Origin of the sequence: Blautia faecis, from assembly GCF_020554845.1 — a bacterium.
Lineage (GTDB): Bacteria > Bacillota > Clostridia > Lachnospirales > Lachnospiraceae > Blautia_A > Blautia_A faecis.
In genome coordinates this window covers 50,698-77,340 of record NZ_JAJCIA010000017.1, presented here as the reverse complement: position 1 = coordinate 77,340, position 26,643 = coordinate 50,698, and the positions used below count along the sequence as shown (strand labels likewise).

Annotated in this window: 25 protein-coding genes; 17 read left to right on the top strand and 8 right to left on the bottom strand. The window is 46.1% G+C overall.

Annotated features, from left to right (window positions below; translation table 11 throughout):
- Window positions 1–2: 2 nt before the first annotated feature.
- On the top strand, window positions 3–1,667 hold the full coding sequence (locus tag LIZ66_RS10180) for a recombinase family protein (RefSeq protein WP_161213474.1): 1,665 nt from the start codon (window positions 3–5) through the stop codon (window positions 1,665–1,667).
- Window positions 1,668–1,939: 272 nt separating this feature from the next.
- Here LIZ66_RS10180 and LIZ66_RS10175 read toward each other — a convergent pair whose 3' ends face one another.
- The 5 genes from LIZ66_RS10175 to LIZ66_RS10155 are packed head-to-tail and all read right to left on the bottom strand — an operon-like array spanning window position 1,940 to window position 8,236.
- The gene (locus LIZ66_RS10175; RefSeq protein ID WP_195991789.1) at window positions 1,940–3,676 is read right to left on the bottom strand and encodes an ABC transporter ATP-binding protein; all 1,737 of its coding nucleotides are present in this window, start codon (window positions 3,674–3,676) and stop codon (window positions 1,940–1,942) included.
- Window positions 3,663–5,432: an ABC transporter ATP-binding protein gene (locus LIZ66_RS10170; protein ID WP_226837923.1), complete on the bottom strand. Its 1,770-nt coding sequence runs from the start codon at window positions 5,430–5,432 to the stop codon at window positions 3,663–3,665. Before LIZ66_RS10170 ends, LIZ66_RS10175 begins: the two co-directional genes overlap by 14 nt.
- A 4-nt stretch (window positions 5,433–5,436) precedes the next feature.
- Window positions 5,437–6,909 carry an ABC transporter ATP-binding protein gene (locus LIZ66_RS10165; protein ID WP_226837922.1) on the bottom strand — a complete coding sequence of 491 codons (1,473 nt, stop codon included), beginning with the start codon at window positions 6,907–6,909 and terminating at the stop codon, window positions 5,437–5,439.
- Complete coding sequence (locus tag LIZ66_RS10160; protein WP_226837921.1) at window positions 6,906–7,631, bottom strand: energy-coupling factor transporter transmembrane component T; 726 nt, start codon at window positions 7,629–7,631, stop codon at window positions 6,906–6,908. Before LIZ66_RS10160 ends, LIZ66_RS10165 begins: the two co-directional genes overlap by 4 nt.
- A complete protein-coding gene (locus LIZ66_RS10155; protein ID WP_226837920.1) occupies window positions 7,628–8,236 on the bottom strand; it encodes an MptD family putative ECF transporter S component in 609 nt (202 codons plus the stop codon). The genes LIZ66_RS10160 and LIZ66_RS10155 overlap by 4 nt, the downstream gene beginning before the upstream one ends.
- A gap of 181 nt (window positions 8,237–8,417) precedes the next feature.
- Here LIZ66_RS10155 and LIZ66_RS10150 point away from each other — a divergent pair, with 181 nt between their 5' ends.
- Entirely contained in the window at window positions 8,418–9,389 is a 972-nt protein-coding gene (locus LIZ66_RS10150) for a helix-turn-helix transcriptional regulator (RefSeq protein WP_226837919.1), read from the top strand.
- A gap of 471 nt (window positions 9,390–9,860) precedes the next feature.
- Here LIZ66_RS10150 and LIZ66_RS10145 read toward each other — a convergent pair whose 3' ends face one another.
- On the bottom strand, window positions 9,861–10,097 hold the full coding sequence (locus LIZ66_RS10145; RefSeq protein ID WP_187566254.1) for a DUF6061 family protein: 237 nt from the start codon (window positions 10,095–10,097) through the stop codon (window positions 9,861–9,863).
- A 317-nt stretch (window positions 10,098–10,414) separates the two neighbouring features.
- Here LIZ66_RS10145 and LIZ66_RS10140 point away from each other — a divergent pair, with 317 nt between their 5' ends.
- The 3 genes from LIZ66_RS10140 (at window position 10,415) to LIZ66_RS10130 (ending at window position 12,217) form a co-directional block, all read left to right on the top strand.
- Window positions 10,415–10,870 carry a group II intron maturase-specific domain-containing protein gene (locus LIZ66_RS10140; protein WP_226837918.1) on the top strand — a complete coding sequence of 152 codons (456 nt, stop codon included), beginning with the start codon at window positions 10,415–10,417 and terminating at the stop codon, window positions 10,868–10,870.
- A 231-nt stretch (window positions 10,871–11,101) separates the two neighbouring features.
- Window positions 11,102–11,695 (top strand): TetR/AcrR family transcriptional regulator, encoded by a 594-nt coding sequence (locus tag LIZ66_RS10135; RefSeq protein ID WP_148462656.1) that lies wholly within the window; start codon window positions 11,102–11,104, stop codon window positions 11,693–11,695.
- 30 nt (window positions 11,696–11,725) lie between these two features.
- The gene (locus tag LIZ66_RS10130) at window positions 11,726–12,217 is read left to right on the top strand and encodes a hypothetical protein (protein ID WP_226837917.1); all 492 of its coding nucleotides are present in this window, start codon (window positions 11,726–11,728) and stop codon (window positions 12,215–12,217) included.
- Window positions 12,218–12,368: 151 nt separating this feature from the next.
- On the opposite strand, the gene LIZ66_RS10125 is transcribed toward LIZ66_RS10130, so the two are convergent.
- The gene (locus LIZ66_RS10125) at window positions 12,369–13,445 is read right to left on the bottom strand and encodes an IS701 family transposase (protein WP_456298628.1); all 1,077 of its coding nucleotides are present in this window, start codon (window positions 13,443–13,445) and stop codon (window positions 12,369–12,371) included.
- 259 nt (window positions 13,446–13,704) lie between these two features.
- The gene (locus LIZ66_RS10120) at window positions 13,705–14,706 is read right to left on the bottom strand and encodes a helix-turn-helix domain-containing protein (RefSeq protein WP_195991786.1); all 1,002 of its coding nucleotides are present in this window, start codon (window positions 14,704–14,706) and stop codon (window positions 13,705–13,707) included.
- A gap of 207 nt (window positions 14,707–14,913) precedes the next feature.
- Between LIZ66_RS10120 and LIZ66_RS10115 the strand changes: the two genes are divergently transcribed.
- The 12 genes from LIZ66_RS10115 (at window position 14,914) to LIZ66_RS10060 (ending at window position 26,626) form a co-directional block, all read left to right on the top strand.
- Window positions 14,914–15,498, top strand: a complete 585-nt coding sequence (locus tag LIZ66_RS10115; protein ID WP_019161220.1) for an MptD family putative ECF transporter S component — start codon at window positions 14,914–14,916, stop codon at window positions 15,496–15,498.
- On the top strand, window positions 15,498–16,238 hold the full coding sequence (locus LIZ66_RS10110) for an energy-coupling factor transporter transmembrane component T (protein ID WP_118331633.1): 741 nt from the start codon (window positions 15,498–15,500) through the stop codon (window positions 16,236–16,238). The genes LIZ66_RS10115 and LIZ66_RS10110 overlap by 1 nt, the downstream gene beginning before the upstream one ends.
- Before the next feature lie 12 nt (window positions 16,239–16,250).
- A complete protein-coding gene (locus LIZ66_RS10105) occupies window positions 16,251–17,723 on the top strand; it encodes an ABC transporter ATP-binding protein (protein ID WP_195991785.1) in 1,473 nt (490 codons plus the stop codon).
- Between the two features lie 35 nt (window positions 17,724–17,758).
- Window positions 17,759–19,465, top strand: coding sequence for an ABC transporter ATP-binding protein (locus tag LIZ66_RS10100; protein WP_330663589.1), 1,707 nt, complete (start codon window positions 17,759–17,761; stop codon window positions 19,463–19,465).
- Window positions 19,466–19,479: 14 nt separating this feature from the next.
- Window positions 19,480–21,261 (top strand): ABC transporter ATP-binding protein, encoded by a 1,782-nt coding sequence (locus LIZ66_RS10095; protein WP_195991782.1) that lies wholly within the window; start codon window positions 19,480–19,482, stop codon window positions 21,259–21,261.
- An 11-nt stretch (window positions 21,262–21,272) separates the two neighbouring features.
- Entirely contained in the window at window positions 21,273–21,653 is a 381-nt protein-coding gene (locus LIZ66_RS10090) for a metal-dependent transcriptional regulator (protein ID WP_195991780.1), read from the top strand.
- A gap of 753 nt (window positions 21,654–22,406) precedes the next feature.
- A complete protein-coding gene (locus tag LIZ66_RS10085; RefSeq protein WP_187566336.1) occupies window positions 22,407–22,991 on the top strand; it encodes an MptD family putative ECF transporter S component in 585 nt (194 codons plus the stop codon).
- Window positions 22,988–23,602 carry an energy-coupling factor transporter transmembrane component T gene (locus LIZ66_RS10080; protein WP_195991778.1) on the top strand — a complete coding sequence of 205 codons (615 nt, stop codon included), beginning with the start codon at window positions 22,988–22,990 and terminating at the stop codon, window positions 23,600–23,602. The genes LIZ66_RS10085 and LIZ66_RS10080 overlap by 4 nt, the downstream gene beginning before the upstream one ends.
- 101 nt (window positions 23,603–23,703) lie before the next feature.
- Complete coding sequence (locus tag LIZ66_RS10075; RefSeq protein ID WP_226837915.1) at window positions 23,704–24,198, top strand: class I SAM-dependent methyltransferase; 495 nt, start codon at window positions 23,704–23,706, stop codon at window positions 24,196–24,198.
- 48 nt (window positions 24,199–24,246) lie between these two features.
- The gene (locus LIZ66_RS10070; protein ID WP_195991776.1) at window positions 24,247–25,182 is read left to right on the top strand and encodes a helix-turn-helix domain-containing protein; all 936 of its coding nucleotides are present in this window, start codon (window positions 24,247–24,249) and stop codon (window positions 25,180–25,182) included.
- Window positions 25,183–25,346: 164 nt separating this feature from the next.
- Window positions 25,347–25,925 carry an MptD family putative ECF transporter S component gene (locus LIZ66_RS10065; protein WP_021926387.1) on the top strand — a complete coding sequence of 193 codons (579 nt, stop codon included), beginning with the start codon at window positions 25,347–25,349 and terminating at the stop codon, window positions 25,923–25,925.
- A complete protein-coding gene (locus LIZ66_RS10060) occupies window positions 25,922–26,626 on the top strand; it encodes an energy-coupling factor transporter transmembrane component T (protein WP_195991774.1) in 705 nt (234 codons plus the stop codon). Before LIZ66_RS10065 ends, LIZ66_RS10060 begins: the two co-directional genes overlap by 4 nt.
- Window positions 26,627–26,643: the final 17 nt, after the last annotated feature.

Below are 26,643 nucleotides of genomic sequence, written 5' to 3'. Positions count from 1 at the left end.
TTATGATGAACGGATACGAATACACAGGCATGGACGCAATTCTGGCGGGCAGCTTCCGGGCGGCCATCTATTGCAGGCTTTCCAAAGACGATGACCTTGACGGGGAGAGCGCCAGTATTGCCAACCAGCGGGATATGCTGGAAAGCTACTGCGAAAAGCAGGGATGGGAGGTTGTGGCAGTCTATCAGGACGATGGCTACACGGGGCTGAACATGGAGCGCCCCGACCTGAAACGGATGTTAAAGGCCATCGAGCGCAGGCAGATAAATCTTGTGATAACAAAAGATTTATCAAGGTTGGGTCGAAATTACTTGCAGACCGGCACACTGATCGAAGACTTCTTCCCCAGGCACGGCGTCCGCTATATCGCCATGAATGACGGTATCGACACCATGCGGGACAACAACGACATTGCGCCGTTCAAGAACATCCTGAACGAGATGTACAGCAAGGATATTTCCAAGAAGGTACATTCCTCGTATCTTCTGAAAGCCCAGCAAGGCCAGTTTACCGGCTGTGTGGCTCCCTTTGGGTATCGGAAAGACCCGGAGGACAAAAACCACCTGCTGGTGGACGAGGAAACCGCCCCCATTGTCCGGCAAATCTTCCTTTGGGCGCTGGAAGGACACGGCCCCAACTTCATCCGGCGCAGGCTGGAAGAACAGAAGGTGCCTTGCCCTACATGGTGGAACCGGGAACGGGGCTTCCGCAATGTCCGCACCAAATGGGAGAAGAAAGACCCGGAAAACGGGCGGTATATGTGGGACTTCTCCGTGATAAAGGACATCCTGATGAATCCCGTTTATACTGGGGCGATAGCTTCCCAAAAGAAAGACTACCGCTTCAAAATCGGCACCATTGGCGAGAAGAAGCCGCAGGACTGGATTGTGGTGGAGGAACGGCACGAGCCGTTGATTGACAGCAAAAGTTTTGCCATCGTGCAGGACAAGCTGAAATCCCGCCAGCGCCCCCGGCAAGACGGGGAAACCAGCCTGTTTGCCGGGCTTATCAAGTGCGGCGAGTGCGGCAAGTCACTGACCATCCGCACCACCCACGCCAAGCACCCGCAGCAGATTTACGCCTGTAAGACCTATGGTGCGTTCGGCAAGAACCATTGCACCCAGCACCGGGTGGAATACGATACCCTTTACCACCTTGTCCTGAACAAAATCCGGGAGTGCGCCAAGGCTGCCCTGACCGATGGGGAAGCCATTGCCGGGAAACTGACCAACACCTGTGAAGCCGAGCAGAAAGGCCAGCGGGAAGCGTTGGAGCGTTCCCTGACAAAAGACGAGGAACGGATTGAGGTACTGGAAAAGATGGTGCTGCGGCTCTATGAGGATATGGTTGCCGGGCGGATCAGCGAAGCCAACTTCAATCTCATGCTGGACAAGACGCAGAAGGAACAGGCCGAACTGAAAGAACGGGTTGCACAGGGGCGCAAGAAGCTGGCTGATGAAATGCGGCTGGCGATGGACGCCAAACAATGGGTGGACGCCATTCAGGAATATGCCGACATCACGGAGTTGGACGCCGCCACCTTAAACCGCCTGATTAAAGAAATCGTTGTCCATGAACACATCGACAGCGATAAGACACGACACATTTCTATCGAAATTCACTTCAATCTCAAACCCATCCCGGAGGTGGAACAGGTCAAGGGCTGACCTGTCCCCTCCGGGGCGGTTCTAAAACAATTCCATATATTTTTTGACACGCCGCCGCCTGCCATCGAGCAAGGTTTTACTCCTATTTGGGGATAAAACAGCTGATGCCGTGGAGTGAATTCATAAAGGAAAATTGTTCAGGAATAACAGATACAGAAAAAATACTGCCGGAAAATCGAGGGGACCTTCCTATCTGAGGTCTCCTGGAAGTCGTACACGGGTGGTTATTCATCGCTTACTCTATTTTATTCCAGCGAATATTTCCGTTAGCATCAAGATTTGTGAACCTGTTCATATCGAAAATGCGAAAACTGCTGTTCTGCATTCCACATGGCAGCGTACTTTCCGTCCTTTGCTAACAATTCTTTGTGCGTACCAGCTTCGGTGATCCGACCATCGGAAACCACCAGAATCTGATCGGCATTTTTTACGATGGACAGGGTATGTGCGATCATCACCACGGTTTTTTTCTCTTTCAGCAGGTTTGCAATCGCCTGTTTTACCGCCAGTTCATTCTCAATGTCTAGGGAGGCCGTTGCCTCGTCAAGCAGCAGGATTGGGCTGTTTTTCAAAATGGCACGTGCTATGGAAAGGCGCTGACGTTCACCGCCAGACAGGAGATTACCATTTTCCCCAATCGGCGTATCATAACCTTTCTCCATCTTGCGGATAAAGCCGTCACAGTTTGCCTCCCGGCAGGCCGCTTTAATTTCTGCGTCCGTAGCATCCGGGCGGGCATAGCGGATATTCTCCCGCACTGTATCATCAAACAGGAACACATCCTGATCCACCATAGAAATCTGGTCTAATACCCGTTCCGCAGCTACATGATTGATCGGTCTGCCCCCTATGGAAATCGTGCCGCCAGATACTTCATAGTATTTTGCAATCAGGTTCAGTATGGTAGACTTGCCGGAGCCGGAATCCCCCACAATGGCGGTCAGCTTCTGATTCGGCACAGTAAAGGAAGCCTGTTTTAACACCGGTTCCCCGGGAACATAAGAAAAGTCCACATGGTCAAATACAATCTCATGGGAGGCTGCCTGCAACGACTTCATGCTGCCGGTTTCTTCCGGTTCCTTCATCACAGCCATGATTTTATTTTTCGAGATCATCAGATTCTTATAGCTGGTGAGGTCTACAAAAATGGAATTTGCCAGCTTTGCACAGAACAAAGGTAGCATACAAATCAAAAGATAGGACACGGTATCTAAAGTTCCGGCTGCCCAGGGGCCATAGACCGTCCAGATCACAACCGGACAGGACAGCCAGCTCAAAATACCGAATCCCGCACCAATCGGGAGAACCTTTGCTTCATACACAAAGCTGATCCTGCTAAACTCCTGCATGGCATGGATCACGGTTTTGTTTTTCAGACCGCCAACGCCATAGGCCCGGAAAGTTTGGATACCGGATACATACTCCACAATGCTGCTGACATTCTCCGCACAAATATCGTTCTTCTCTTTTCCATATTTCGCTACCTGCCGGAAGGAAAGCCATAATCCGGGAATCAAAAGCAAGTCAGCAGTCAGTAGAATCAATCCGGCAGGAAAGTAAATCGTCATCACAAAAACGATCAGCATCAGCGACAAGGCAAAATTCTTTGCAATGTCCCCAATCTTATGCGTCAGAATTTTTTCATAATTATTTACATCACTGGTAATTGTATTAATATAATCGCCAGTCTGCCCCCTCGTAAACCGGGAAAGCGGGATACGCTTGAGATGGTCGCCCATAAACAGGCGGATATTTTTACTGACTCTGGCACCGCCGATCTGTGCTTTGGTATAGCCATAGCTGTATATCAAAATGCGGAACAGGAAGATGACAGCGATAATACCCGTTAGTACCAGTATACGATTCATGTCAAACTGACCATCCCATAAAAACCGCATGACGGAATAAAGCAGCATGAACAAACTGCCAGAGAGCAACCCCTCCAGAACCGTCCCGGCAACGCCAATATAAAACTCCCTGTTCTTCTTCCATACGTTATTCGGATTCATTCTGCCCGCCTCCTTCCAGTTGATAAGTAATTCCCCGAGCTGTTTCGTAGTCCTCCCATGCTTTCTGATAGTAAGCGTTCTCTTTCCGTACTTCCTCATGGGTGCCGACATTGGTAATTGTATGGTTCTCTACCACAGCCACACGGTCGCACATTTTCAGGGCACTCAGCCTGTGCGCTACCACAATGACCGTCCTGCCTTTACAGAGGTTCTGGATGGCCTTATCAATTTCCATCTGATTTTCCGGGTCAGAGGCGCTTGTCGCTTCGTCCAGAATCAGGATGGGGGCATTTTTCAGGATTGCCCTTGCAATGGCGATCCGCTGTTTTTCTCCACCAGAGAAACGGGAGCCGAAGCTGCCTACCTTTGTGTCATAACCATCTGGCAGTGACATGATGAAGTCATCAATCTGCGCCTCCCTGGCGGCAGCCCGTACTTCCTCCAGGCTGGCGTCTGAACCCATGCGGATGTTTTCCAGGACACTGTCACGGGTAAGGAATGTCTTTTGAAATACAATGGCAATATTCTTCAGAATGGTATCGTAGTTCAGTTCATTCACATTGATACCGCCAATCAACACCTCCCCCTCCTGCACATCATAAAACCGGGAGATCAGTTCAATCACGGTACTCTTGCCCGCGCCGGACTGTCCCACAAGTGCCATGCGCTCCCCATCCCTGATCTTGAGGTTGACGCCTTGCAGGACATCCGTTTTCCCATCGTAGGAAAAACGTACATTCTTAAGTTCAATCTCATGGTTTTTCGGGAAGTCCTTTCCGCCTTCATAAACAGGAACATCCAATATTTCTTTTGTTTTGGTAATGGCGCCCAGGACATTCGCAAAGTTTGTCCCCAACTCCTGCAAAGGCCGAATCTCTGTCAGATACATGGAGCCGACATAGACGAACAGCAAAAAAGCACTGGCCGCCAGGGAGCCCTTCAGGAAGAACATTCCGCCCAAGGGAACCATCAGCAGCATCCCACATTCGATCAGAACCACAAAAGTTGCGTAAGGAGGTCCCATTCTCCGGGAGGTTTCATTCCACATGGCGTTTTCCTCCTGGATCGCGCCGGAAAATTTCTGGAACGACTTGCTCCCCATGTTGTACGCTTTAATCAGTTTCATACCGCTGATATACTCGATCATAACGGAATTGAGCGTTGTAATAGATCGGTTCGCCCGGTTCATCAAATCGTCCGTATTCCGAAACATAACCCCCATTACCACAACGGCCAGAATCAACGGCAACAGGGAAACCAGTGCCAATGGGATATTTACTGTCATTAAATAGATAAAAATCGCTACCGGCCCTACCATATAGCACACAAGGTCTGGAAGGTTATGAGCCAGGAACAACTCTAATTTTTCAATATCTTCATTCAGTACTGTTTTGATATCCCCGGTCCGCCTCTCATTCAGCGTACCAAGAGGAACTTTTGCCAGATGCTCCGCTACCATGCAGCGTACCTTGAACAAAGCGCCGTAAGCACCTTTATGAGCAGCCACGCCGGAACACCCAAATAAAACAAAGCGCAGAACCACAGAAACGGCAATCATCATGATCGTCTGTACGACAAGCTCGTTTGTGCAGATATGCTGGAAAGCGGCATCCATCTCACGGTAAATCCCAATATACGGAACAATGATGCATAGGCCGCTTGCCATAGCCAGCAGAATTGCCAGTAGCAGCCAGATTTTCTGCTCACCAGCCCATTGAAGCAGCAATGTAATCCTGTTTTCCTTTTTCTGTTTCATCACTTCACATCTCCTTTCCCCCTGAAACAGAGAACAGTTCCCGGATCTTTGGGAGGAAATCCATCACAACAGGGATGTCATCCGGCATTTCCCCTTCATCAAAATGCAAGACACGTGAGCAGGTACGGCAGACAAATTCAAAATCATGGGTGACAATAAAAATGATTTTTCCCTGTTCGGATAACCGTTTGATCAATCCCGCCACCTGCGCCATGCTGTCAAAGTCCAGTCCGCTGGTGGGCTCGTCGAACACCAGCAAATCTTTTCCACAGATCATGCTGACTGCCACAGCCACCCGTTGCTTCTGTCCACCGGAAAGCGTGTTGGGATGGCGTTCCCGGTAGGTTGTAAGCCCCAGTTCCGCCATGGTTGTTTCTACTAAATCCTGATCCGGGTTTCGAATTCCGAAGGAACATTCTGCCTCCACACTTTCTGCAAACAATTCATAGTTCACATCCTGCATCACCATATAAGAGCGTTTCAGCCTCAACTTGTGTTCTAGCGGCTGACCATTCCAAAGGAACTCACCTTCACAGTCTTTATGAAGCCCGCACAGAGCACGGGAAAACGTGGTTTTTCCGGCTCCATTATGACCGACAACCCCAATGACTTCTCCCTTTGCGACAGAAAGAGCAATTTGGTGTAGAATCGTCCTCTTTTTATAACGCAGCTTAACATCACGGATTGCTAATGTAGGAGGAAGAACCGTAGGATGGGTGGCTGGAGGAAGAACCCTTGTCAGGTCAACTGCCCGCAGCCCCATGTGTTCCCGTTCGTTTTCCGTCAAACGGAGAAATTCCTCTGGCGTAAAAATCCTTGCTATTTCCCCATCTTCCAGATAAACAATGTGGTCTGCCAGCTCCATCAGATAATAGAGCCTGTGTTCCGCAATCAAAATGGTTTTGCCCTGGCTCTTTATCAGCCGCAGATGTTCTTTCAATTCCTGGATGGAAGCCATGTCCAGATTTGAGGATGGTTCGTCCAGCAAATAGATTTCCGGGTTCATGGCATAGACCGACGCAAACGCGATTTTCTGTTTTTCCCCGCCCGACAGTTCAAAAATATTTCGGTTCCGTAGCTTTTCAATATGCAAATCTTTTGTTGTCTGTTCTACCCGTTCCTCCAGTTCCTTTACCGGCCTGGCTTCATTTTCAATTCCAAAGGCAATCTCACTGTCCGTATCCACATTGAAAAACTGTGTCCGGGGATTTTGAAACACAGACCCCACCTTTGCAGCGATCTGATACATGGGTAGGTCACTGATTTCCTGTCCGTCCACTAGCACGCGCCCCTGAAGTTCTCCCTGGTAAAATTGTGGGATCAAACCGTTTACCAGCCTTGTGACCGTTGTTTTTCCGCACCCGCTGCGGCCACAGAACAAGACACATTCCCCGTCTGCAATTTTCAGGCTGATTCCATGCAGACTGTCATGCTTCTGTCCCTCATAAGAAAATGATACATTTTCAAACTCAATCACCCGATCACACCTCCCCGCTTACATAATTCAAAAATAAAGAAAGCAACCGCAATCAACATCGCCGTCCAGTCTGCAATCCCGCATTTTATCTGGACAAGACAGGTCCGGTGATTGGGATTCTCAATCCCGCGGGTAACAGAAGCGATAGAAAGCTCGTCCGCTGCCTTGGAGGCCATCATCAGCAACGGAACATAAATACACTCTACTGTCATTCCCGGATGGGAAAGGAATCCGCCCAGGGAGGGCGATACATCCCGCATCCGCATGGCGTCCTTGATAAAATGCCAGTCCTCCTGGACGGTTGGAATATAGCGCAGCATGACCGCAAATGTGATGACAAATTTTTTCGGGGCATGGATTCGGTTCATGGCGGATAAAAATTCGCTGACCTTTGTTGTAGACAAGACTATCCCTGCCAGCATCCCGCAGGCGTAAACCTTGTGAAATAGCCCAAGGAACGCAACAAACATGGTTCGCAGCGTCCCCGTCATAGCCGCCATGATCCAGACTGTCAGTACACAGACTACCGCATAAAAGCATACCCCTTTTACGGCATATTTCCACTTTCCACAAAGCACTCCTAATACAGCAATCAGCAGGACAAGCGCAAACTGATAGGTAAGAGAAGGTGCGAACATGGAACTCAGTACACACATCAAAATAAGAAAGAGCTTGGCCCGCGGGTCAAGCCAAAGCCCTTTCTGTACGGTGTTACCCATCATGCTGTAATACCCGCTTTTTCGAACTGCTTCTTCAACATTTTGCAACCCACAAATGCACTGATAGAAGCTGTTACAAGGAGAGCGACAAACATTGCGATAAAGATTCCTGCATTTGCGGTCGTCTGCATGGTGTCGATATAGCTTTGCTCAGTTCCATTTCCCAACATGGTCTGCGCCCACCCCTGGGGATCAGCGAAGAAAACAAGGTACGACCCTGTTCCGCCCAGGGAGAAAAGGATATAGGACAGACTGTTGATCTTCTTGCTTTTGTACTGCTTTGTACCGGCAACAAAATCAGCTACGACAGCCATAATGAGATAGCCCAACGCAAACGCCCAGTGCATACCAGTGACAAACCAGATGATGGCCATGATAACGCCCATGATCGTGACGCTCCAGCGTTTATGTACTTTTGCGATCATCAGCAGATAAATTGGTCCTGCAAGCAAAGCGCTCCCGGCGGGCATGAAAAAGGTCAGCACCGGGTTGGTAGCAAAAAAGACGCCTCCTACCATGATGAATACGAACAGAAGCGCAGTAAAAATTCCCGTTGTTACTAAGTCCTTGACAGACAATCCTGCCTTTGCATTTACTTGATTACTCATATTTTTTCCTCCTGCTTTCAAGAACGGTTGACCTACCGTCTGAAATCTGTTATATTATGATTAGTCGTCACTAACCGCGGTCTATATCATACTAACTTTACGGGCGGGCTGCAATACATTACAGGCACATTCGTCTTTTCATTGCAATACTCCGTCCAATCGTTGCAAAGGAGGCCGTCATTTGAACAATAACATTATTGCGGATTACTATGAGCCGCTTTTAACAGATAACCATTTTATCCCGGTAGATAGCAATAACCACTTCAATTCTGCCGGACAATGCTGGCAGTTATCGCCTGAATTTGGAGAAGGCTTTTACTGGGTATATGCGAAGAAAGACCTGTACGACATTAAAATCCATGATTTTTATTTCCATGAGGATTTCTTCATGGAATTTCATTTGCCGGAAGCTCTGAGTATTACTCAGTATGAATCCATCTCCGGCGAAGAATTAAATCCCTACCGGAGGATGTCTGCCGGATGTATCAAAGCCTTTATTGGTGGCTATAAGCCATACAAGGCAATCATCCATAAAAAAATCCCCATCCGGTCTATTGGTATCGAAGTCATGCCTGCATACTATGAGGATTATTTGCAAAAACAATATCCGGGGGACTATATTAGCCCACTTGCAGCTTTCCGGCAGGTTGATCAGACCACAGACTTCCCGGCTATGGCAAAGCTGCTCCATGAGGTAAAGGTCTACCGTGGGGATGGGATTGCCGCAGGACTATTTTATGAAGCGAAAGTGGCCGAGGCCGTATCCCTTGTGGTGGAAGAACAGAAAAAAATTCTGTCCCGTAAAGAGAAGCGTTTGTCCGAGCAGGATGTGGCGCAACTGAAAAATGTGATTGCTTATCTCAATGACCACTATGCTTTTGATATTCCATTAGAACGGCTTGCAAAAATCGCCTGTATGGGAACCACTAAGCTGAAAACATCTTTTAAGCAGCTGCAAGGCTGCACGATCACAGAGTATATTCAACAGCGCCGCATGAGCCAGGCAGAGCATTTGCTGATCGATACGGATTTCACGATAGGACAGATTGCGGAAATGATCGGCTACTCTACTTCTAGCCGGTTTGCGGAATTGTTTCGTAAGAGTACGGGACTCCTGCCCATTGAGTATCGGAAAATGGCTCAGCAAAAATAAATTCACAATGCAATGCCACGACAGATCACTCTATAACGGAGGTTCAGTCGTGGCATTTTTCTATTTTCCTTTTCGGATACAGCCATTTTACCATTTTCCAGATTGTAGTATTTAGTAGATAGAAAATAGAAGGTAAGGCTTCGATGGAAAGCACAGCAAGCGAATACACGCTTGCGATTTTTCGTATTTTCAGGTTTCTTGCCCGAAAATGAAGAATGCTTGTTAGGATAATCCCAAACTCTTATGAAGAACGGAGACAGTGCATGGCGAACCGAAAACGGAATATCTAGATGAATTTTTATGTCACGGAGGATGAAAAACGGCTCATAGATGAGCGGATAAGACTGCCACCGACTCGCTCTATCAGGCAGATAAGGACAGATTCTTTCCCACAGCACCGCATACATGCCAGTTTATACATATTCCTACAATGTCTGCTGCTACGAATATCTACCCTATGCCTTTTAACTATTAAAGTTCTAAAGAATCTTCTGCATCTACCCACATCTGCAAATTTCCATCAAGATATAACCTTGCATATTCTAATGGTTCATCAATTGCAAGAAACGTCAAAGCACAATCTGATCCGGGTGTGGTTCTTAAATTCTTTTCTGCTTCCCAACAGTCAATGCGAAGCATATAGCCTGCACTGGTATAAACATCAATACTGTTGCACTGTGGATTGTATTCTGCAAATATTGTTCTCATCGTATCTTATCTCCTTATCGCTCAATCATCAGTTTCAAAAATCAGAAGCATTTCAATCAGTTCACCATGTCACTTTTATTTTGTGTTATACTGTTTTATATAATTTTCTTGCCCTTGTATTTTCCCTTATCAGAGTTCGTAAACTTATATGGGAAGATATAACACAAGGGAAACAATAAGGGAAAGCTCACCTGCGACAAATCCAGTGTTTTCAAGGGTTTACAGAGAATTTGATAACAAAATATAACAGTTATACGGTAATCATTTGCAAGAATAAGAAAAGTGCAAATCACGCACTGAATTTATTGCAGTATATCATGGTAAAACTGGATTTAAAGCTACATCCAGTGAAAACAAAGATAGTCAGCATGTGGGACGGAAAAGAGGGATTTGACTTTCTCGGAATGCACCACAGAAGAATGACAACGGAAACACGCAAAGGACAACTGTACAAGGAAACGTATCAGTACCCAAACAGAAAAGCCATGAAGAAAATGAAAGCCGAAGTCAAGAGGAATGTAAATAGACGAAGTCTGCTAGTTGCAAAGGAAGAGGATTTAATAAAGAATCTGAATCCGAAAATCACAGGATGGAAGAATTATTATTCGACCAAGAGAAACGAAAAGTGGATGCAGGCTCTAGACTGGTACATTATTTGCACTTTTACAAGATGGTATAACAAGAAACACCAGAGACGTAATCGTATGTCAAAGGTGGGATTTGTAAGAAATAGCATTTATGAAAAAGGATTAAAGAAAATGGCTAGAGCATGACGTAATGCTGTAGAAAGAAGAATGTCGGAAAGCCGTGTGAGGGAGAACCTCATGCACGGTTTGATGAGGGGCGGATGAAAATTTCATCCGCCTACTCTACCATGTATAGGAAAAAGATAATTTTTCTCATAAAATATAGTAATACTTGTCTGGAGTTCTTTCCAGTGGTATATTTATTGCAGTGAATAAAATAATAAAATATTCACTGGCGTATATGATAGGGGGAATAAAATGCCGGCCAATTTTACAGAAGAACAGCGAAAAGTAATTCGAAACAGTCTGCTTACGATTGGCTATGATCTGATCCGTGAAGTAGGATTGAAGAAGATGAAAGTATCCCTGATTGCAGAAAGAGCAGAGATTGCAACAGGAACCTTTTATCATTTCTTTGAATCAAAGGAAACATATGTGTCAGCCTTGATCGAAGAACAGGAGAAAGTCTGGAAGGAGCAGATGATTTCAGGAGTGAAATCTTATGGAAAACTTACTCTGGAACAGGCAGTCCGGATTTTCCGGGAATCATTCCGGAAAGAAAATAATATTTTAATGGAATTTACGCTGGATGACTGGGTATGGTTAAAATCGCACAGGACAAAAGACGGATTGTTCAGCAAGGAACACGATGAACTGGAAGTGCAGCAGTATCTGGCCTGTATAGATGGTATCCGCCCGGACCTTGATATCCGGATTATCATTAATTTTTTCAAAACCATTTACAGCATGGCACAGAACAGAGATACTTTCATTGATGAGGTGTTTGAGACGAATGTCGATATGATATTCGAATGTATATACAACTATATGGTTATACAGGATGAAAAGTAAAGAGAAGTAAGGAAGGGAGAAGTGAATAAGATGGCAGCAAAGATAGTAGTAGAAGCAATTGTTTATAGTCTGGTATATTCGGTTTTCATGCTGGGGTTGTTCAAAGTGCAGGGGGCAAGGAAGCAGCTTTATAATTATCCGCCGGCAATTCAGAAACGTGCAATTGAGAGAGGAATTACAACACAGGAAGAGATGAATGCAAATGCGAAAAGGAACAAAGTTATTGGACTGATTGGAATGATCGTGTTGAGTATTGTGATTACCTGTGGAGTGAATAAGCAGTATACATTTGGGGCAGGATTCATACAGTCTTATATATTTTTTAACGCATTTTCATTGTTTGATGCACTGGTGATCGACAGTATCTGGTTCTGTCATGGAACATGGTGGGTGATTCCGGGAACAGAGGATATGACAGAAGCGTATCATGATTATGCATTCCACTGGAAGTGGTTCTTCCTCAGTCTGGTAATGAGTCTGCCGCTGGCAGTGATTGTCGGGGGAATTGTGGCATTGATCTGATGATTGGCGGATATGATATGGAGTCTAAAGAATAATAAGAGATAAAACATACGATACCTGTTTGGAATTTGTAGGATGAAATTCCAGACAGGTATTTTTATCGCCACGTTCGTTCTGATAGGGTAGAATCTTCATGGCGCAGTAACTGATGTTAATCAGATTTGACCAGCATTTCAATCCCTTTGCAGCTTCTCACCATATAGTTACAAAAAGACCAGAACGTTTTCTGTTCATAGTAGCTTGTTTCAATATTCCAGCGAAACGAATATAGCAACAGTGGAATGTATTTCATACGGTCACTTCCGGTCTGATTCAATGGTGCTTTTTCCTGCCATGCACAGAAAATCTGCAGATCTTCCGGGAAAATGGTACTGAAAAACAGTCGTTTTGTACCATGTTCTTTTTCTGTGGAAGTGACATAGGCAAGGACTTCCTTGTTGCCGAAGATCTTAGTGAGAACCCGGCGGACACCGGTATAATAATCACCGGTCTTTTCATTGGAAAACGCAAACTCTGTTTCAACAGAAAGACGTTTTCCATGTTTGGCAGGACATCCCCGATGACCGGTCCGTGCAGGTGCAAGATCATACATGACAGAATCAATCCTTGCACTGCCAATCAGATCCAGATTCGGATATTCATCAACGATGGATATCAGGTTCTGTTTTGTATACCAGCTGTCACAAAGGATGATGACATGATCTTTGCTGTGAAATTCAGGCATAACCTGCCGGATCATGGAGGCTGCCAGTTCCAGTTTAGACTCTTTTTTCTGCCATATACGATAGCCAAGAGGAACGGAAAGATAATATACTTTATCCCCATTCCAGACAGGTACGCAGAGCATGACACTCACAAAGCAGTGTCCATTCAGATAGTTGGAACCGTTGTGTGCGGCATGGTCAAACAGTTTTGAAACATTTTCAAATTTTGTGCCAAATTTAGATACCATCGTATCATCCACGCACAGAAATACAGGCTGCGTCTGCAATGAATCCGGTATCAGCTTCAAAACAATCCTGACAGTAGTATTCATAAATCTGGAATAATCAACCTTTGCATAGGAACACGCATAATAAAATACATTCAGTGATTTCTCCGTTATTCTGGATAAAAAATGCTGATATAGAAACCGGATGGAATGTGCGGATTCTAAGGCCAGTATGGATAATATCAGCAAAAATAAGGTATCTGCTGTCGGAACAGAAAAAGTTTCAAAATAAATCAAAAAATATTGATGAAGTCTACCAATCAGAGTTTTTTCGTTGTATAATGCTTTTGTCGTACAGGGTCACTTTCCTTTGTAATGTTTTCAGCAAATTCATTATACATCAGAAAGCCCTGTGCGATATTTTTTTATGAAAAAGTTGTAAAGTGGTGTAAATTATAATAATCAGAGTCACTTCCTATAATATAAGAAATGACTCTGACTTCATTTGTCATGAGTTTCTAATAAAACTATTTATTGTGAAAAATGTTAGAACCCGTCAGTTGGAAGTATTTCTCTCTAAATTTTTGCGGCGCTTAAATTCTAATGGCGAAGCGTTGAACTGCTTCTTAAATGCCGAAGAAAACTTGCTTTGATTCAAATAACCAACTTGTTCTGCAATTTCCGATACAGATAAGTTTGTAGTAGTGAGTAATTCAGCAGCTCGTTGCATACGAACTTCACGTAAATAAATTGATATATTTTGACCATAAACTCCCCGAAAGTAGTTCTTCAGGCTGGTTTCACTGACGGAAAACTGTGCAGCCAGTTCCCACGCGGGATGGTGTTGGCGCAGATCAGAAGTGATGATTTTTTCCACACGTTTTGCAATGTCTACCTGTGTTTCTGTGAAGAATGTGCAGGCTTGGGAAGGTGGTATTTCTTTCAGATTTTGAAGCAGTGAAAACAGGGCAAGGGTATAGATTTTCATTTGTGGGATTGCCAGCGGAACAGAAATATCCAGTAATGACCACAGCTTTTTTAAGACTTCTTCTATCTCAGTAGTAACCGACGCAATATAAGTACCCCCATCCGGGCAGTAAAGATCTCTGAGTCTGTGGAAATCAATATCAAATTCAGCCTCTACCCAGGAGCTTTGAGCATTTACGGTATCCATATCCACAAAAAACTCAATTCCTTCATAGATTCGGCGGGGATAAACGTATTGATGTCTGGCGAATCGTTCGGTTAAGGATATCTCCCCATCTTTCACATACACAAAGTTCCCGTTATTCAGGATGAGTTCGCATCGTCCTGTTACACAGTAATTTAAGAGCAATGGTCCTGTTTCCATGGAGCCATTATCGTGAAAGTCTGGGGCTGTCCAGGCGGGAGAATTCACAAAAATATAAGCCAATGTAACTCCTGGGAACAGAGGAAAAAAAGTCATGGAACCTTTCCCGTCTCTCTCCTTTAGAATGAGTTCTGCGCTAAATTCGCCCCGTTTTATAGATATACCTGGAATTTCAATGCTTTTCTTGATAATTTCATCTATCTTCATTTTCTAACTCCTGTCATTTGGTCTGTTAACCGCTCTGTTTGAGCCTTGCACTTCTATTATAAAATCACAGTCAAAGTCAGTCAACAGAAAAACTCGGTGCTGTTTGGAGCTAAAAAGATGATTGGTTGTAGAGAATCAGCCGGTACTATGCTATCCTATAAAAGGTTAGAAGATGCTAACTGGAAAACGAATGTGGAGGTATTCATCATGAATAACAAGTTACAAGCAAAAGACCTCATTAACCTTGGTCTGTTCACGGTTCTTTACTTTGTCATTGGCTGCTGTGTCGCCATTCCGATTGGGTTTGTCCCGATCTTTCTTCCTGTTCTCGGAAGTCTGTGGTCGCTGATTACCGGTATCCCTTTCATGCTGTTCCTCACAAGGGTTAAGAAATTCGGCATGGTTACAATCATGGGTGTTTTGAGCGGCCTGCTGATGGGACTTACCGGCATGGGATTTTGGGGTGTTCCTATGGGACTGATTTTCGGCCTGCTTGGGGATCTCATTTTGAAATCCGGCGACTATAAAAGTGCAAAGAAAAGCATCCTTGGTTATGCTGTATTTAGCCTGTGGATGGTAGGTACATATATTCCGATGTATTTTATGGTCGAGGACTCCTGGGCCAGCTTTGCCGCCAGCTTCGGGGAGGAATATGCCGACCGGGTAATGGCGGTTATGCCGATGTGGAGCATTATCCTTGTGGTTGCCGGGATTTTTGTCTTTGCCATTTTGGGCGGACTGCTTGGAAAAACGCTTCTGAAAAAACATTTTGCGAAAGCGGGCATCGCATAATGGAGGGGGTATCCTTTTCCGCCACAACGGACAAAAGGAAAGGAATCCGGCTCGACCCGCGTACGAAGTTGATTTTGCTGTTGACGGTTACTACATTGATGTTCAGCACCAGCAACGAAGGGATTATGAATTTTGTAAAACCTGTGTTAAGCCTAATCCCCTTTGTGCTGATCCTGTCGGAACGCCGCTTCAAAACGGCAGGCAAATACCTGCTTTTATATCTCGCCTGCTTTGCACTGGAACGCATAGCGCTGACGACATTAAGCAATCTGCTGTCCTTTGTGGTTTTGGCGATGACATCCATTATGACGCGGTTTGCCCCTGGTATTATGACGGGGGCCTGGCTGCTTTCCTCCACCTCAGTCAGTGAGTTTATCGGTTCGATGGAACGTATGCACCTGACAGAGAAAATCGTCATCCCTTTGTCTGTTATTTTTCGTTTTTTCCCTACGATCAGCGAAGAATACCAGGCGATCAGTGATGCAATGAAAATGAGGGGTATCCGGTTTGGAGGGAAAAATCCATTTTTGATGGTGGAATACCGTCTTGTACCGCTGATGGTGTCTGTTGTGAAAATCGGAGATGAACTTTCCGCCGCTGCACTGACGCGGGGGCTTGGCGCTCCGGTCAAACGGACTAACGTATGTCAGATTGGTTTTCATGTTCAGGACATGATTGCGATCCTGCTCTGTGCTTTATGTTTCGCTCTGTTTTTGCTGGGACAGTATTTTTCTTTTTAAGGGGGTGAGCTTATGATAAAGATTGACCATATTTCATTTTCTTATGGAGAAGAGAATGAAAATACCGGCGGTGTTCGGGATATTGATCTAAATATAGAGGATGGTCAGTTTGTTGTCCTTTGCGGTGAAAGTGGGTGTGGAAAAACTACGGTCACCCGCCTGATTAATGGACTGATCCCCCATTATTATGAGGGAAAGATGACGGGAGAAGTATGGGTAAATGGAGCCAAGGTTTCCGAACAGCCCCTTTACGATACAGCTGCAGTTGTGGGCAGCGTGTTTCAAAACCCCCGGTCCCAGTTTTTCAATGTGGATACCACCAGTGAAATTACATTTGGCTGCGAAAATCTTGGACAGCCAGAAAAAGACATCCGGGAACGGCTGGCAAAAACGGTTCGGGACTTCCGGCTGGAGAAGCTGATGGACCGTAATATCTTCCACTTATCTGGCGGGGAGAAACAAAAGATTGCCTGTGCCGGGGTATCCATTATGGAACCGGATGTTCTCGTTATGGACGAACCCTCATCTAACCTGGATACGGCTTCCATCCTTGATTTGAGAAAGATTCTTGCGTTTTGGAAATCGCAGGGGAAAACAATCATTGTATCGGAACATCGGCTTTATTATCTTCGCGGTCTAGCGGATCGGTTTATCTATCTGGCAGACGGGCAGGTGAGTCATGATTATTCTGCGGCAGAATTTGAGCAGCTCACGGAGCAGCAGCGTTCCGATATGGGACTGCGCACGTTTGCTTTGGAGCGTCTCCTGCCTCCGGTTTTACCGCAGCAGGAAAAGACCGCCCTTGCGCTTCGTAATTTCCACTTTGCCTATAAAAACGAACCGGAAACCTTACATATCATGGATTGTGAAATCCCTACGAACCGGATCGTTGGAATTATCGGGAATAACGGCGCCGGGAAATCCACTTTTTCACGCTGTTTCTGCGGCTTGGAGAAGCGCTGTGGGGAGATTGTCTGGAACGGAAAGAAATACCGTCCGAAAGACCGGCTGAATACCTGCTATATGGTCATGCAGGAGGTAAATCATCAGCTTTTCACCGAGTCGGTCCTTGATGAAGTGCTGATCAGTATGGAGGAAGCAAACCAGAAGCGGGCAGAAGAAATCCTAAGTCGGTTAGATTTACTGGATTTTAAGGAAAGGCATCCCATGTCCCTGTCCGGAGGCCAGAAACAAAGGGTTGCGATTGCTTCGGTAATCGCTTCAAAACGCTCGATCCTGTTTTTTGATGAACCGACCAGCGGCCTTGATTACAGGCATATGAAAGAGGTTGCAAATGTATTACGGCAGGTCAAGGATGCCGGAATCACTGTGTATGTCATTACCCATGACCTGGAACTGATTTTAGATTGCTGTACGGACATCATTCATCTTGAGGATGGTTCGATTATTGACCAGTACGGAATGGATGAAGATGGCCTCAGAAAAATAAGAGAATACTTCATAAAGGGGGTATCTGAAAAATGAAGGAAGAAAAGAAAGCGTCGCCAATAAGTGTTTTATTGGGCTGGGGCAAACCGTATCACGGGAAATTCATCGGCAGCGTCGTCCTTGCGGTTTTGGGCGTTGCCTGTCAGATGGTGCCTTATTTCATTGTGGCGCATATCGTCACAATGATGTTGGACGGGGAGCAGGATTTTTCCCGTTATGTGACAGGTTGCATGGTCGCACTTTGCGGCTACCTAGGGAAAGTGCTGTTTTCCAGTCTGTCAACGACTATTTCCCATACAGCGGCCTATTACACGCTGCGGGATATCCGGTGGAGGCTGACAGGAAAACTGGCCCGCGTTCCGATGGGGACGATCCTGGATACTCCGTCCGGTCAGTATAAAACAACGATTGTTGACCGGGTGGAAGGGATGGAATCCACGTTTGCACATCTCATCCCGGAGATGACCGCAAACATCCTGGTTCCGGTGGTAATTGTCGTGTATCTTTTCATTATGGACTGGCGCATGGCGCTGTTGTCCCTTGTTACGCTGGTAGTCGGTCTTGCCGTAATGTCTGTCGGTATGATGAGTTACCCAAAGAAATGGGAGGGCGCGGTCAAAGCCGGGAAAGATATGGCGAACGCCATTGTGGAATATATCGGCGGGATTGAAGTTGTCAAGGCGTTCAGCCAGTCGGCCGGTTCATACAAGAAATATTCGGACGCCGTGAATTACAATGCGAATTACTATGTGGAATGGATGCGGGAAAACCAGAAAACCATGAGTGCCTACAATGCGATCCTTCCCTCAGTGCTGATCTGTGTGCTGCCTTGTGGGTTTGCCTTCTGGCTGTCCGGCAGCCTGGAATTATCTGCGTTCCTCTCCATTGTGATTTTCTCCCTGGGGCTTGTGGGGCCGATCATGTCCGTCTTTACCTTTACGGATGACCTGGCTGTACTGGGAACCAATGTGGAGGAAATCAGCCAGCTATTGAACGCGGAAGAACTGGATCATAAAGATACGCCGGTAAATCTGGCAGATACCAGTATCGGACTCGACCATGTTTCCTTTTCCTATGATGGGGAAAACGAAGTGTTGCATGATGTGAGCCTTTCCATCCAGCCGGGAACCATGACCGCCCTTGTAGGACCGTCCGGTTCCGGCAAATCTACCGTGGCGAAGCTGATCGCTGGGTATTGGGATGTTACGTCTGGCAGTATTACCCTGGGCGGCCATGAACTGAAGGAGATACCGCTGTCTGAAATTGCCGCCCAGATTTCCTATGTATCGCAGGATAATTACCTGTTTAACCGCAGCATCCGGGAAAATATCCGCATGGGCAGGCCGGACGCCACAGATGCGGAGGTGGAGCAGGCAGCAAAACAAAGTGGCTGTGACACCTTTATCCGTAAGCTGGATCAAGGGTATGATACCGTTGTCGGCAGCGCCGGTTCCCATCTTTCCGGCGGTGAACGTCAGAGGATCGCTATTGCACGCGCCATGCTGAAAGGCGCACCGGTGGTGATTTTGGACGAGGCGACCGCCTACATTGACCCGGAGAATGAGGCAGTCGTGCAGAAAGCAATCTCCGCCCTGACGGCAGGCAAGACGCTGATCGTGATTGCCCACCGGCTGTCTACCATCATCAATACAGATAATATCGTGGTTGTGAAGGACGGAACTATCCATGCCCAGGGAACGCATGATAAGTTACTGGAAACCTGTCCCCTTTACCGGGATATGTGGCAGGCGCATATCGGCGCAAAGGATCAGATGTAAGGGGGTGTTGTCAAATGTATGGAACATTGAAAAAAATTATTGCGTTTGCTGGCAGCAAAGAGGGACTGCTGAAAAAATCCCTGCTGTTTGCGTTCCTCTCCGGCCTGTTTGCAGCTTTACAGTTTGCCGCCCTCTTTATCGTGGTGGAGGCGCTGGTATCCGATAACCGGGACAGACGGTTTATCTGGATTTCTTTGGGCATCATGGCTGTTTCCCTGGTTGGAAGGATCATCACGACCTATTTCTCCACGATGGAGCAGACGGAAACCGGCTACTGTATGGTAGCGGAAAAGCGTATCCATATCGGAGACCGGCTACGTTACATTCCGATGGGATATTTTAACAAGAACAGTATCGGGAACATTACCGCTATCGTTACCACCACGTTAGGGGATGTGGAAAATTCGGCGGCGCGTGTGCTGGTATCTGTGTTGGGCGGATTTTTCAATTCGGTGGCGCTTGTCATCGTCCTGCTGGTTTTTGACTGGAGGATCGGTCTGATTGCCGCTATTGGCGTCCTGCTTTATCTTGTAGCGGCGGAGCTTGCGCTCCGTAAATCTGCGTGCTTAAGCGGAGTACGGCAGCATACACAGGAAAGCCTTGTGGAATCCGTCCTGGAGTATATCCAGGGGATGGGGATCGTGAAAGCCTTCGGTATGGAGAAGGACAGCACACAGTCCATTGACAGCGCAATCAAGGCAAGCTGCCGGGACAATCTGAAATTGACAAAAGCCAGTGTCCCCTATGATGCCCTGAAACAGGTTGTTGTCCGGGTGTTCAGTGTTTTGCTGCCCCTGGCCTCCATTTACTTCTGGCTGAACGCTTCCCTGTCATTGGCCTATGGCGTGATTTTGGTGGTCGCTTCCTTTATGGTGTTCAATGATCTGGAAAACGCCGGAAACATGGCCTCCCTGCTGCAAATGCTGGCGGCTTCTATGGATACGGCAAACTCTATTGACGATACGCCGGTCATGAATGAAAAGGGGGCGGATGTGGTTCCGGCATCCTCGGAAATCGTATTTGATAACGTGGACTTTTCCTACAAGGTGAATGGCTGCGGAGCAGACAGAGAAGGTGGTCTGGGCCACGCAGACCGAAAAATTCTGGATCATGTCAGCTTTACGATCCCTGCCGGAACGACCACTGCCATTGTCGGCCCGTCCGGTTCTGGCAAGACGACTATGTGCAACTTAATTGCCCGGTTTTGGGATGTAGACGCCGGGAGGATTACGGTTGGCGGCAAAGATGTGCGGGATTTCAAGCTGGACAGCCTGATGAAGAATATCAGCATGGTATTCCAGAACGTGTATCTGTTTGCCGATTCTATTGAGAACAACATCAAATTCGGCTGTCCGGACGCCACGCACGAACAGGTCATAGAGGCGGCGAAAAAGGCTTGCTGCCATGAATTTATTTCCGCCCTGCCCGATGGGTATGATACGTTGATCGGGGAGGGCGGCGGAACCCTGTCCGGCGGTGAGAAGCAGCGCATTTCTATTGCCCGTGCCATACTGAAAAACGCCCCGATTATCATTCTGGATGAAGCCACAAGCAGCGTTGACCCGGAAAATGAAGAAGAATTGCAGCGGGCGATTGCGGAATTGACGCACGACAAGACCATTATTATGATCGCCCACCGCCTGAAAACCGTCCGGGGCGCGGATCAGATATTGGTATTGGATGATTCCCATATCGTCCAGAGCGGCACTCATGCAGAGCTGATCCAGCAGAAGGGCCTGTATGCGGATTTCGTATCCGCAAGACAGGAGGCTATCGGCTGGAAACTGGCACAGTAAGGGAGGCAGAAATGAAGATTTATGCGTCGGGCGAGGACTATTTAGAAGCAGTCCTTGTATTGCAAAAGAAAAAAGTCATGGTTCGTTCCGTTGATCTTGCCCGGCACATGGGATTCAGTAAACCGAGTATCAGCCATGCAGTAGGCGTGTTAAAGAATGGCGGTTTTCTGACCGTGGATGAAGATGGATATTTCCATCTGACCGAAGACGGGCGGGAGGTTGCTGAGAAAATTTATGAACGCCATCAGTTCTTTACGGAGCAGCTTGTAGCTGTCGGGGTTGATCGGGAAACCGCAGAAAGGGATGCCTGTCGGATAGAACATGCAATCAGCGAAGAGGCTTTTCAGAAATTGAAAGCTTCGGTTGAAAAACAGAGCAATGATACAGCATAACTTGAATGAATTATTTAGCACAGAAATTTGCATCTAATTAACAGATATTATCTATATATTGTGCTTGAAATGTTGACGCAAACAAAATCTGGTGCTATGATAAATGTGTAAACAGTTTCATTCAGGAAATATTCTGAATAAGAAATTTCAAATCCCGGAGTGGTCCGGGATTTGAAAACAGATTGTGCAAAACGCACCGAAGAAGTCCGTTCGGGCTTCTGTAATATTGGTTCAGGCGCCAGCCTGAAAAGACAGAAATGACATCAAAAGCAAAGAATTGTTTTTTGGTGTCTTTTTTTATGTTCAGGCTGGCGGAAGGAGAAAAAAGACAAGAAGAGCCTTTGATCGGATAGATTATAAAACGAGCAGGAAAGCGGGAAACAAAATGAAAACTAAAAAACAAAGAAACTGATGTGGAGCGTAGAAAGGAAATGTTTGCGGCATAATAAAAAAATATCCGATGTCTAGATAATAGAAAAATGTTTTGATTTAATGGAGTATTATTGTGGCAAGTAAGAAGAGATTAATTGAAGGTGAATATTATGAAGTTTAGGGTATGGAATGACAACATTATTTAAGAACAGATATTGGGGAATGTCGAGCTTAGATAAAACCCAAAACCATTTGGAGCGATTTTGAACCGTTCAGAGTGGCGCTGATGTTCTGATTCTTGTATAGTATAGATGTGCAGAATCGTTCTGCACAAATTTTTACAGAATGGGTTAGATTGTGCTAACCTTTGGAGGAATACCTATGGAAAAGAATAAGTTACAGGCAAAAGACCTAATCAATGTTGGTATCTTCACAGCCATCTACTTTGTTTTGTTCTTTGCAGGTATGATGTTGGGATATATACCAATTTTCATTCCCCTGCTTGGGCTGGTTTGCCCGATTATTTGCGGCATCCCTTTTATGCTGTATCTTACAAAGGTAAAAAAGTTTGGCATGGTAACACTGTCTGGCATTATCCTTGGATTGCTGAATATGCTGATCGGCAGCGGCGTCTTGGTTTTAATTTTCGGTATTGTTTTCGGTGTTGCGGCTGACCTTATTATGAAATCTGGCAAATATAAAAGCTGGAAATTCACCCTGTTGGGTAACGGTGTATTTTCCCTGTGGATTATGGGTTTTGTGAGCCGGATGTTTCTGACCCGTACCGAGTTCTTTGATTCTCTTGTCAGCAGTTATGGGCAGGAGTATGTCGATACGCTGATGTCTTATACGCCTGGTTGGATGTTCCCAGTTCTGTTTGTTGTTACATTCCTCGGCGGCATCCTGGGTGCATTACTTGGTAAGGCCGTATTGAAGAAACATTTTGAAAAAGCAGGCATTGTATGATGGCAGAAACCACAGGATTACCTTTTGAAAAAAAGGCAATCATCCCAATAGACCCACGCACTAAAATTTTTCTTACTGTTACCGTCAGTACCATTATGGTGGCAGGAGGAACAGGCGGAATTATGACTGTTATACGGCCCTGCCTGATGGCGTTCCCTATGTGCTTGCTGCTCTTATCGAAACGATGGAAAAGCGTTCTGAAATTCTCCGCGATGTATGCTGTCTTATTTGCGTTAGAGCTGACGGTATTGCCATTGTTAACTGGAACATGGAATTTTGTCTTGGGTGCAGCTATTGGCATTTACACACATATGTTACCAGGGTTCATCATGGGATACTATTTGATTGAATCCACAACAGTCAGTGAATTTGTAGCAGCTATGGAAAGGGTACATATCCCGCAAGGGTTTGGGATTATACCAACAAGCATTTTTCATTTTCGGGCAATGGACCTGAAAATCCGAAAAATCGCAAGCGGGTACTCGCTTGCTATCGAAACCCTACCTTCTATTTCTCCCTCTACTAATACTACAATTAGAAGGTGGAAAAATGGCTGTATCCGCAAAGAAAAACAGAAAAAGGCCACGGCTGAACCTCCATTCATGGTGTGATCCATCATGGCCCTAGCTACACAAGGAATACAAATTGACTTTTCCAGGTTGGTGTTGTAAACTATGATTAGTTTTAGCTAACCATAAGGGGGCACTCATACATGACAGATATGGAAAAAGTAAAGATTCATGGTGTCCCGGAAACCATGCTGCAGACTCTGTTTGCCCGGGCGGCCCATTCTCAGAAGAAGGAACATAAATTTTATGATGCGAAGGCTATAGAGATCGTGAAGCAGCTGGACTATGACTTTTCCAAGGCGGAGAAGGATGCTGCCATGAGCAGCGGTGTGATTGCCCGCACCATTCTGTTGGATCAGATGGTGGGTGCCTTTTTAGAGGAACATCCGGATGCAACTGTTGTTAATATCGCCTGTGGCCTGGATACACGGGTCTACCGGCTGGATAATGGACAGGCTCGCTTTACCTGGGGCCTGAAAAGCGGTAAGGAACTGGAGAGCATAGTGTCGGGGCTTACATGGATCGAGGATGTGAGTTTGGTCGAAGGGATGAAGGAACTGTATCCTGTCTATAAGTTGCTGGGATGGATACAGCCTGTTAAAAACCTTTCTAACAAGCTGGTAATACTGAGAAAATAGGATAGATATAAACTGCCATTCAGCTTTGTCATAGGAGATGCGTCAGCCATGGAGAAATTGAATTATTTAAGACAGGACAAAAAAATACCGGGGAAGGAATCCTTTGTGACCTATGTGGATTTTCAGGTAAAGGATGGCACCGCCGATATGTGGCTGTATGACATTTTTCCGGGAGTACAGCTCATGGTTGTAGATTTTTCTTCTGAGAGCTGTTTCCGAAGCGGTGAAAAGCAGAATGTAATCGGGATCAATCATTGCCGGAAGGGGCGGTTTGAATGTGCGTTTGACAGCCGGAATTATCTCTATTTGGGAGAAGGCGATATTACCCTGAACAGCCAGATGCACCCGCCAATCGCGTCTTCCTTCCCCTTGAACTACTTTTATGGGTCCACTATTATTTTGTTTCCGGAGGTCATGAAGGATGTACCGGAGCTTCAGGCCTTTCAAATCAGTGCGGAGGCAATCACAGAGAAATATTCTCTTGAATCAAGATCCCCGGTATTTCGCCGCAATGCGGAAATAGAGCATGTATATCAGGAACTGTATACACATCTGGATCGTCCGTCTCTGCCCTTTTTGCGACTGAAGATTTTGGAGCTCCTTTATCATTTCCAATTCAGACAAACTCTTTTTGAGGAGAACCAGGACTATATTTCGGGAGTGACTGTGGAGCGGATCAAGCATGTCAGGGAGCATCTGGTACAGGATATGGAACACCGGACCAATCTGAAGGAACTGGCATTGGAGCACAATTTAAGTCTGACACAGTTAAAAGATGGATTCAGGCAAATTTATGGCGAATCACCTTACGCATATTTGCGTAGTTACAAAATGCATCGGGCGGCACAGCTTTTGCGCCAGTCAGATAAAAAAATCAGCGAAATTGCGCTGGAAATGGGTTATCAGAATCCAAGCAAATTTTCAGAGGCATTCCATGCGGTGATAGGCTGCAGACCAAGTGCCTATCGAAAGGAAAAAAAGTAGAAGAAAATCATAGTGACACCTTCCGGATGGAGGTGTCATTTTTTGGCTTTTTGGAGCATTTTGCAGAAGGCATGGCTTTTCGGAGTGGCAAAAGGATCTTTCACATGGTAATATGTTTAAGTTAGCATAGACTAACTCAAAATACAGAAAGGAAAGAAATACATATGAAAACAAAACTTACAACAAAGGATTTAATTACCGCAGGCGCCTTTGGCGCAATTTATTTAGTGCTGCTCACGGTGTTGTCTTCAGTCCTGACCATTGTTCCAATCCTCTTTCTGGCAACGCCGTTGATTGCCGGCATCATACTGGGAACTGTGTATATGCTGTATGCCACCAAGGTGCCGCGCACCGGTGCGATCCTGGTGCTGGCGATCTTGGTGGGGCTGATTACGTCCATGGCAACCATTTATCCGCTGATTTTTGCAGTTGTATGGGGATTAATCGCTGAACTCATTACCGCAAAAAGACGCAAATCTGCAGGTGCTCTGGCAGTCAGCTACTGTGTGTTCAACCTGACTTCTATGGGTCCCTTCTTTGCCCTTATTCTGGCAAAGGACGCCTTCTTAGAAAGTTGTGCAGGGTACTATGGAGAAGAATATATCGCAACGCTGGATAAGCTGACGCCCAGCTGGATTGTTCTTGTGCTGATTGCTTTGGCTTTGGTGGGCGGATTACTTGGCGGTCTGTTTGGAAGAAAGATCCTGAAAAAACATTTTGTGAAAGCCGGTATTACAGCGTGAACCGCGAAAAGATTTCCAGTGGTCTTTTGGATCCGAGAAGTAAGCTGGCGGTATTTATTGCCGCCTGCCTTTCGGCATTTTCCGGGCTGACACATCCGCAGGAATTTGTCCTTCTTGCCCTGTGTGTGGGGATAACGCTTCTGTGCCAGAAATGGAAGAGGGCTTTTTATACCGGTCTTATCTTTGCAGTTATGTTTTTATGCGATCTGTTTCTAGCACCGCGATTGTCAGGGATACTGCAGAATATCATCATGCTGGCATGTCATTTCTGCCGGTTTATTTTACCGATGTTTGCAGCCTTTTATATTGTGACACAGACTTCTAGGATTGGGGAATATATCAGTGCATTTACTCAGATGCATCTGCCAAACGAGGTCATCATTCCTCTGGCGGTGATGCTCCGTTTTGTCCCGACTATCCAGGAAGAATGGCAGATGGTGAATCAGGCGCTCCGGTTAAGAGGGATGGCGCTGACATGGAAAAATGTTCTTCGTCGTCCGCTGCAGATGATGGAATATATGCTGGTTCCCTTTTTGCTGCAGTGCTCGGTTATCGTGGATGAGATGTCAGCTGCTGTTATGGCGCGGGGGTTTGACAAAAATATGCCGCGAACCAGTTATGCGGAGGTTCAGATGAAGGCTCTGGATTGGTGTATAATAGCTGTCTCTGCCGGACTGCTGTTCTGGAATCTTTGTTTCTGAGGAAGGGAGGAGATGTT

Excerpts from the sequence above, each read along its gene's own strand:
- LIZ66_RS10180 (WP_161213474.1), top strand. The coding sequence starts at position 3 with ATGATGAACGGATACGAATACACAGGCATGGACGCAATTCTGGCGGGC.
- LIZ66_RS10175 (WP_195991789.1), bottom strand. The coding sequence starts at position 3,676 with ATGAATCCGAATAACGTATGGAAGAAGAACAGGGAGTTTTATATTGGC.
- LIZ66_RS10170 (WP_226837923.1), bottom strand. The coding sequence starts at position 5,432 with ATGAAACAGAAAAAGGAAAACAGGATTACATTGCTGCTTCAATGGGCT.
- LIZ66_RS10160 (WP_226837921.1), bottom strand. The coding sequence starts at position 7,631 with ATGATGGGTAACACCGTACAGAAAGGGCTTTGGCTTGACCCGCGGGCC.
- LIZ66_RS10155 (WP_226837920.1), bottom strand. The coding sequence starts at position 8,236 with ATGAGTAATCAAGTAAATGCAAAGGCAGGATTGTCTGTCAAGGACTTA.
- LIZ66_RS10145 (WP_187566254.1), bottom strand. The coding sequence starts at position 10,097 with ATGAGAACAATATTTGCAGAATACAATCCACAGTGCAACAGTATTGAT.
- LIZ66_RS10140 (WP_226837918.1), top strand. The coding sequence starts at position 10,415 with ATGGTAAAACTGGATTTAAAGCTACATCCAGTGAAAACAAAGATAGTC.
- LIZ66_RS10135 (WP_148462656.1), top strand. The coding sequence starts at position 11,102 with ATGCCGGCCAATTTTACAGAAGAACAGCGAAAAGTAATTCGAAACAGT.
- LIZ66_RS10130 (WP_226837917.1), top strand. The coding sequence starts at position 11,726 with ATGGCAGCAAAGATAGTAGTAGAAGCAATTGTTTATAGTCTGGTATAT.
- LIZ66_RS10120 (WP_195991786.1), bottom strand. The coding sequence starts at position 14,706 with ATGAAGATAGATGAAATTATCAAGAAAAGCATTGAAATTCCAGGTATA.
- LIZ66_RS10115 (WP_019161220.1), top strand. The coding sequence starts at position 14,914 with ATGAATAACAAGTTACAAGCAAAAGACCTCATTAACCTTGGTCTGTTC.
- LIZ66_RS10110 (WP_118331633.1), top strand. The coding sequence starts at position 15,498 with ATGGAGGGGGTATCCTTTTCCGCCACAACGGACAAAAGGAAAGGAATC.
- LIZ66_RS10105 (WP_195991785.1), top strand. The coding sequence starts at position 16,251 with ATGATAAAGATTGACCATATTTCATTTTCTTATGGAGAAGAGAATGAA.
- LIZ66_RS10095 (WP_195991782.1), top strand. The coding sequence starts at position 19,480 with ATGTATGGAACATTGAAAAAAATTATTGCGTTTGCTGGCAGCAAAGAG.
- LIZ66_RS10090 (WP_195991780.1), top strand. The coding sequence starts at position 21,273 with ATGAAGATTTATGCGTCGGGCGAGGACTATTTAGAAGCAGTCCTTGTA.
- LIZ66_RS10085 (WP_187566336.1), top strand. The coding sequence starts at position 22,407 with ATGGAAAAGAATAAGTTACAGGCAAAAGACCTAATCAATGTTGGTATC.
- LIZ66_RS10080 (WP_195991778.1), top strand. The coding sequence starts at position 22,988 with ATGATGGCAGAAACCACAGGATTACCTTTTGAAAAAAAGGCAATCATC.
- LIZ66_RS10075 (WP_226837915.1), top strand. The coding sequence starts at position 23,704 with ATGACAGATATGGAAAAAGTAAAGATTCATGGTGTCCCGGAAACCATG.
- LIZ66_RS10070 (WP_195991776.1), top strand. The coding sequence starts at position 24,247 with ATGGAGAAATTGAATTATTTAAGACAGGACAAAAAAATACCGGGGAAG.
- LIZ66_RS10065 (WP_021926387.1), top strand. The coding sequence starts at position 25,347 with ATGAAAACAAAACTTACAACAAAGGATTTAATTACCGCAGGCGCCTTT.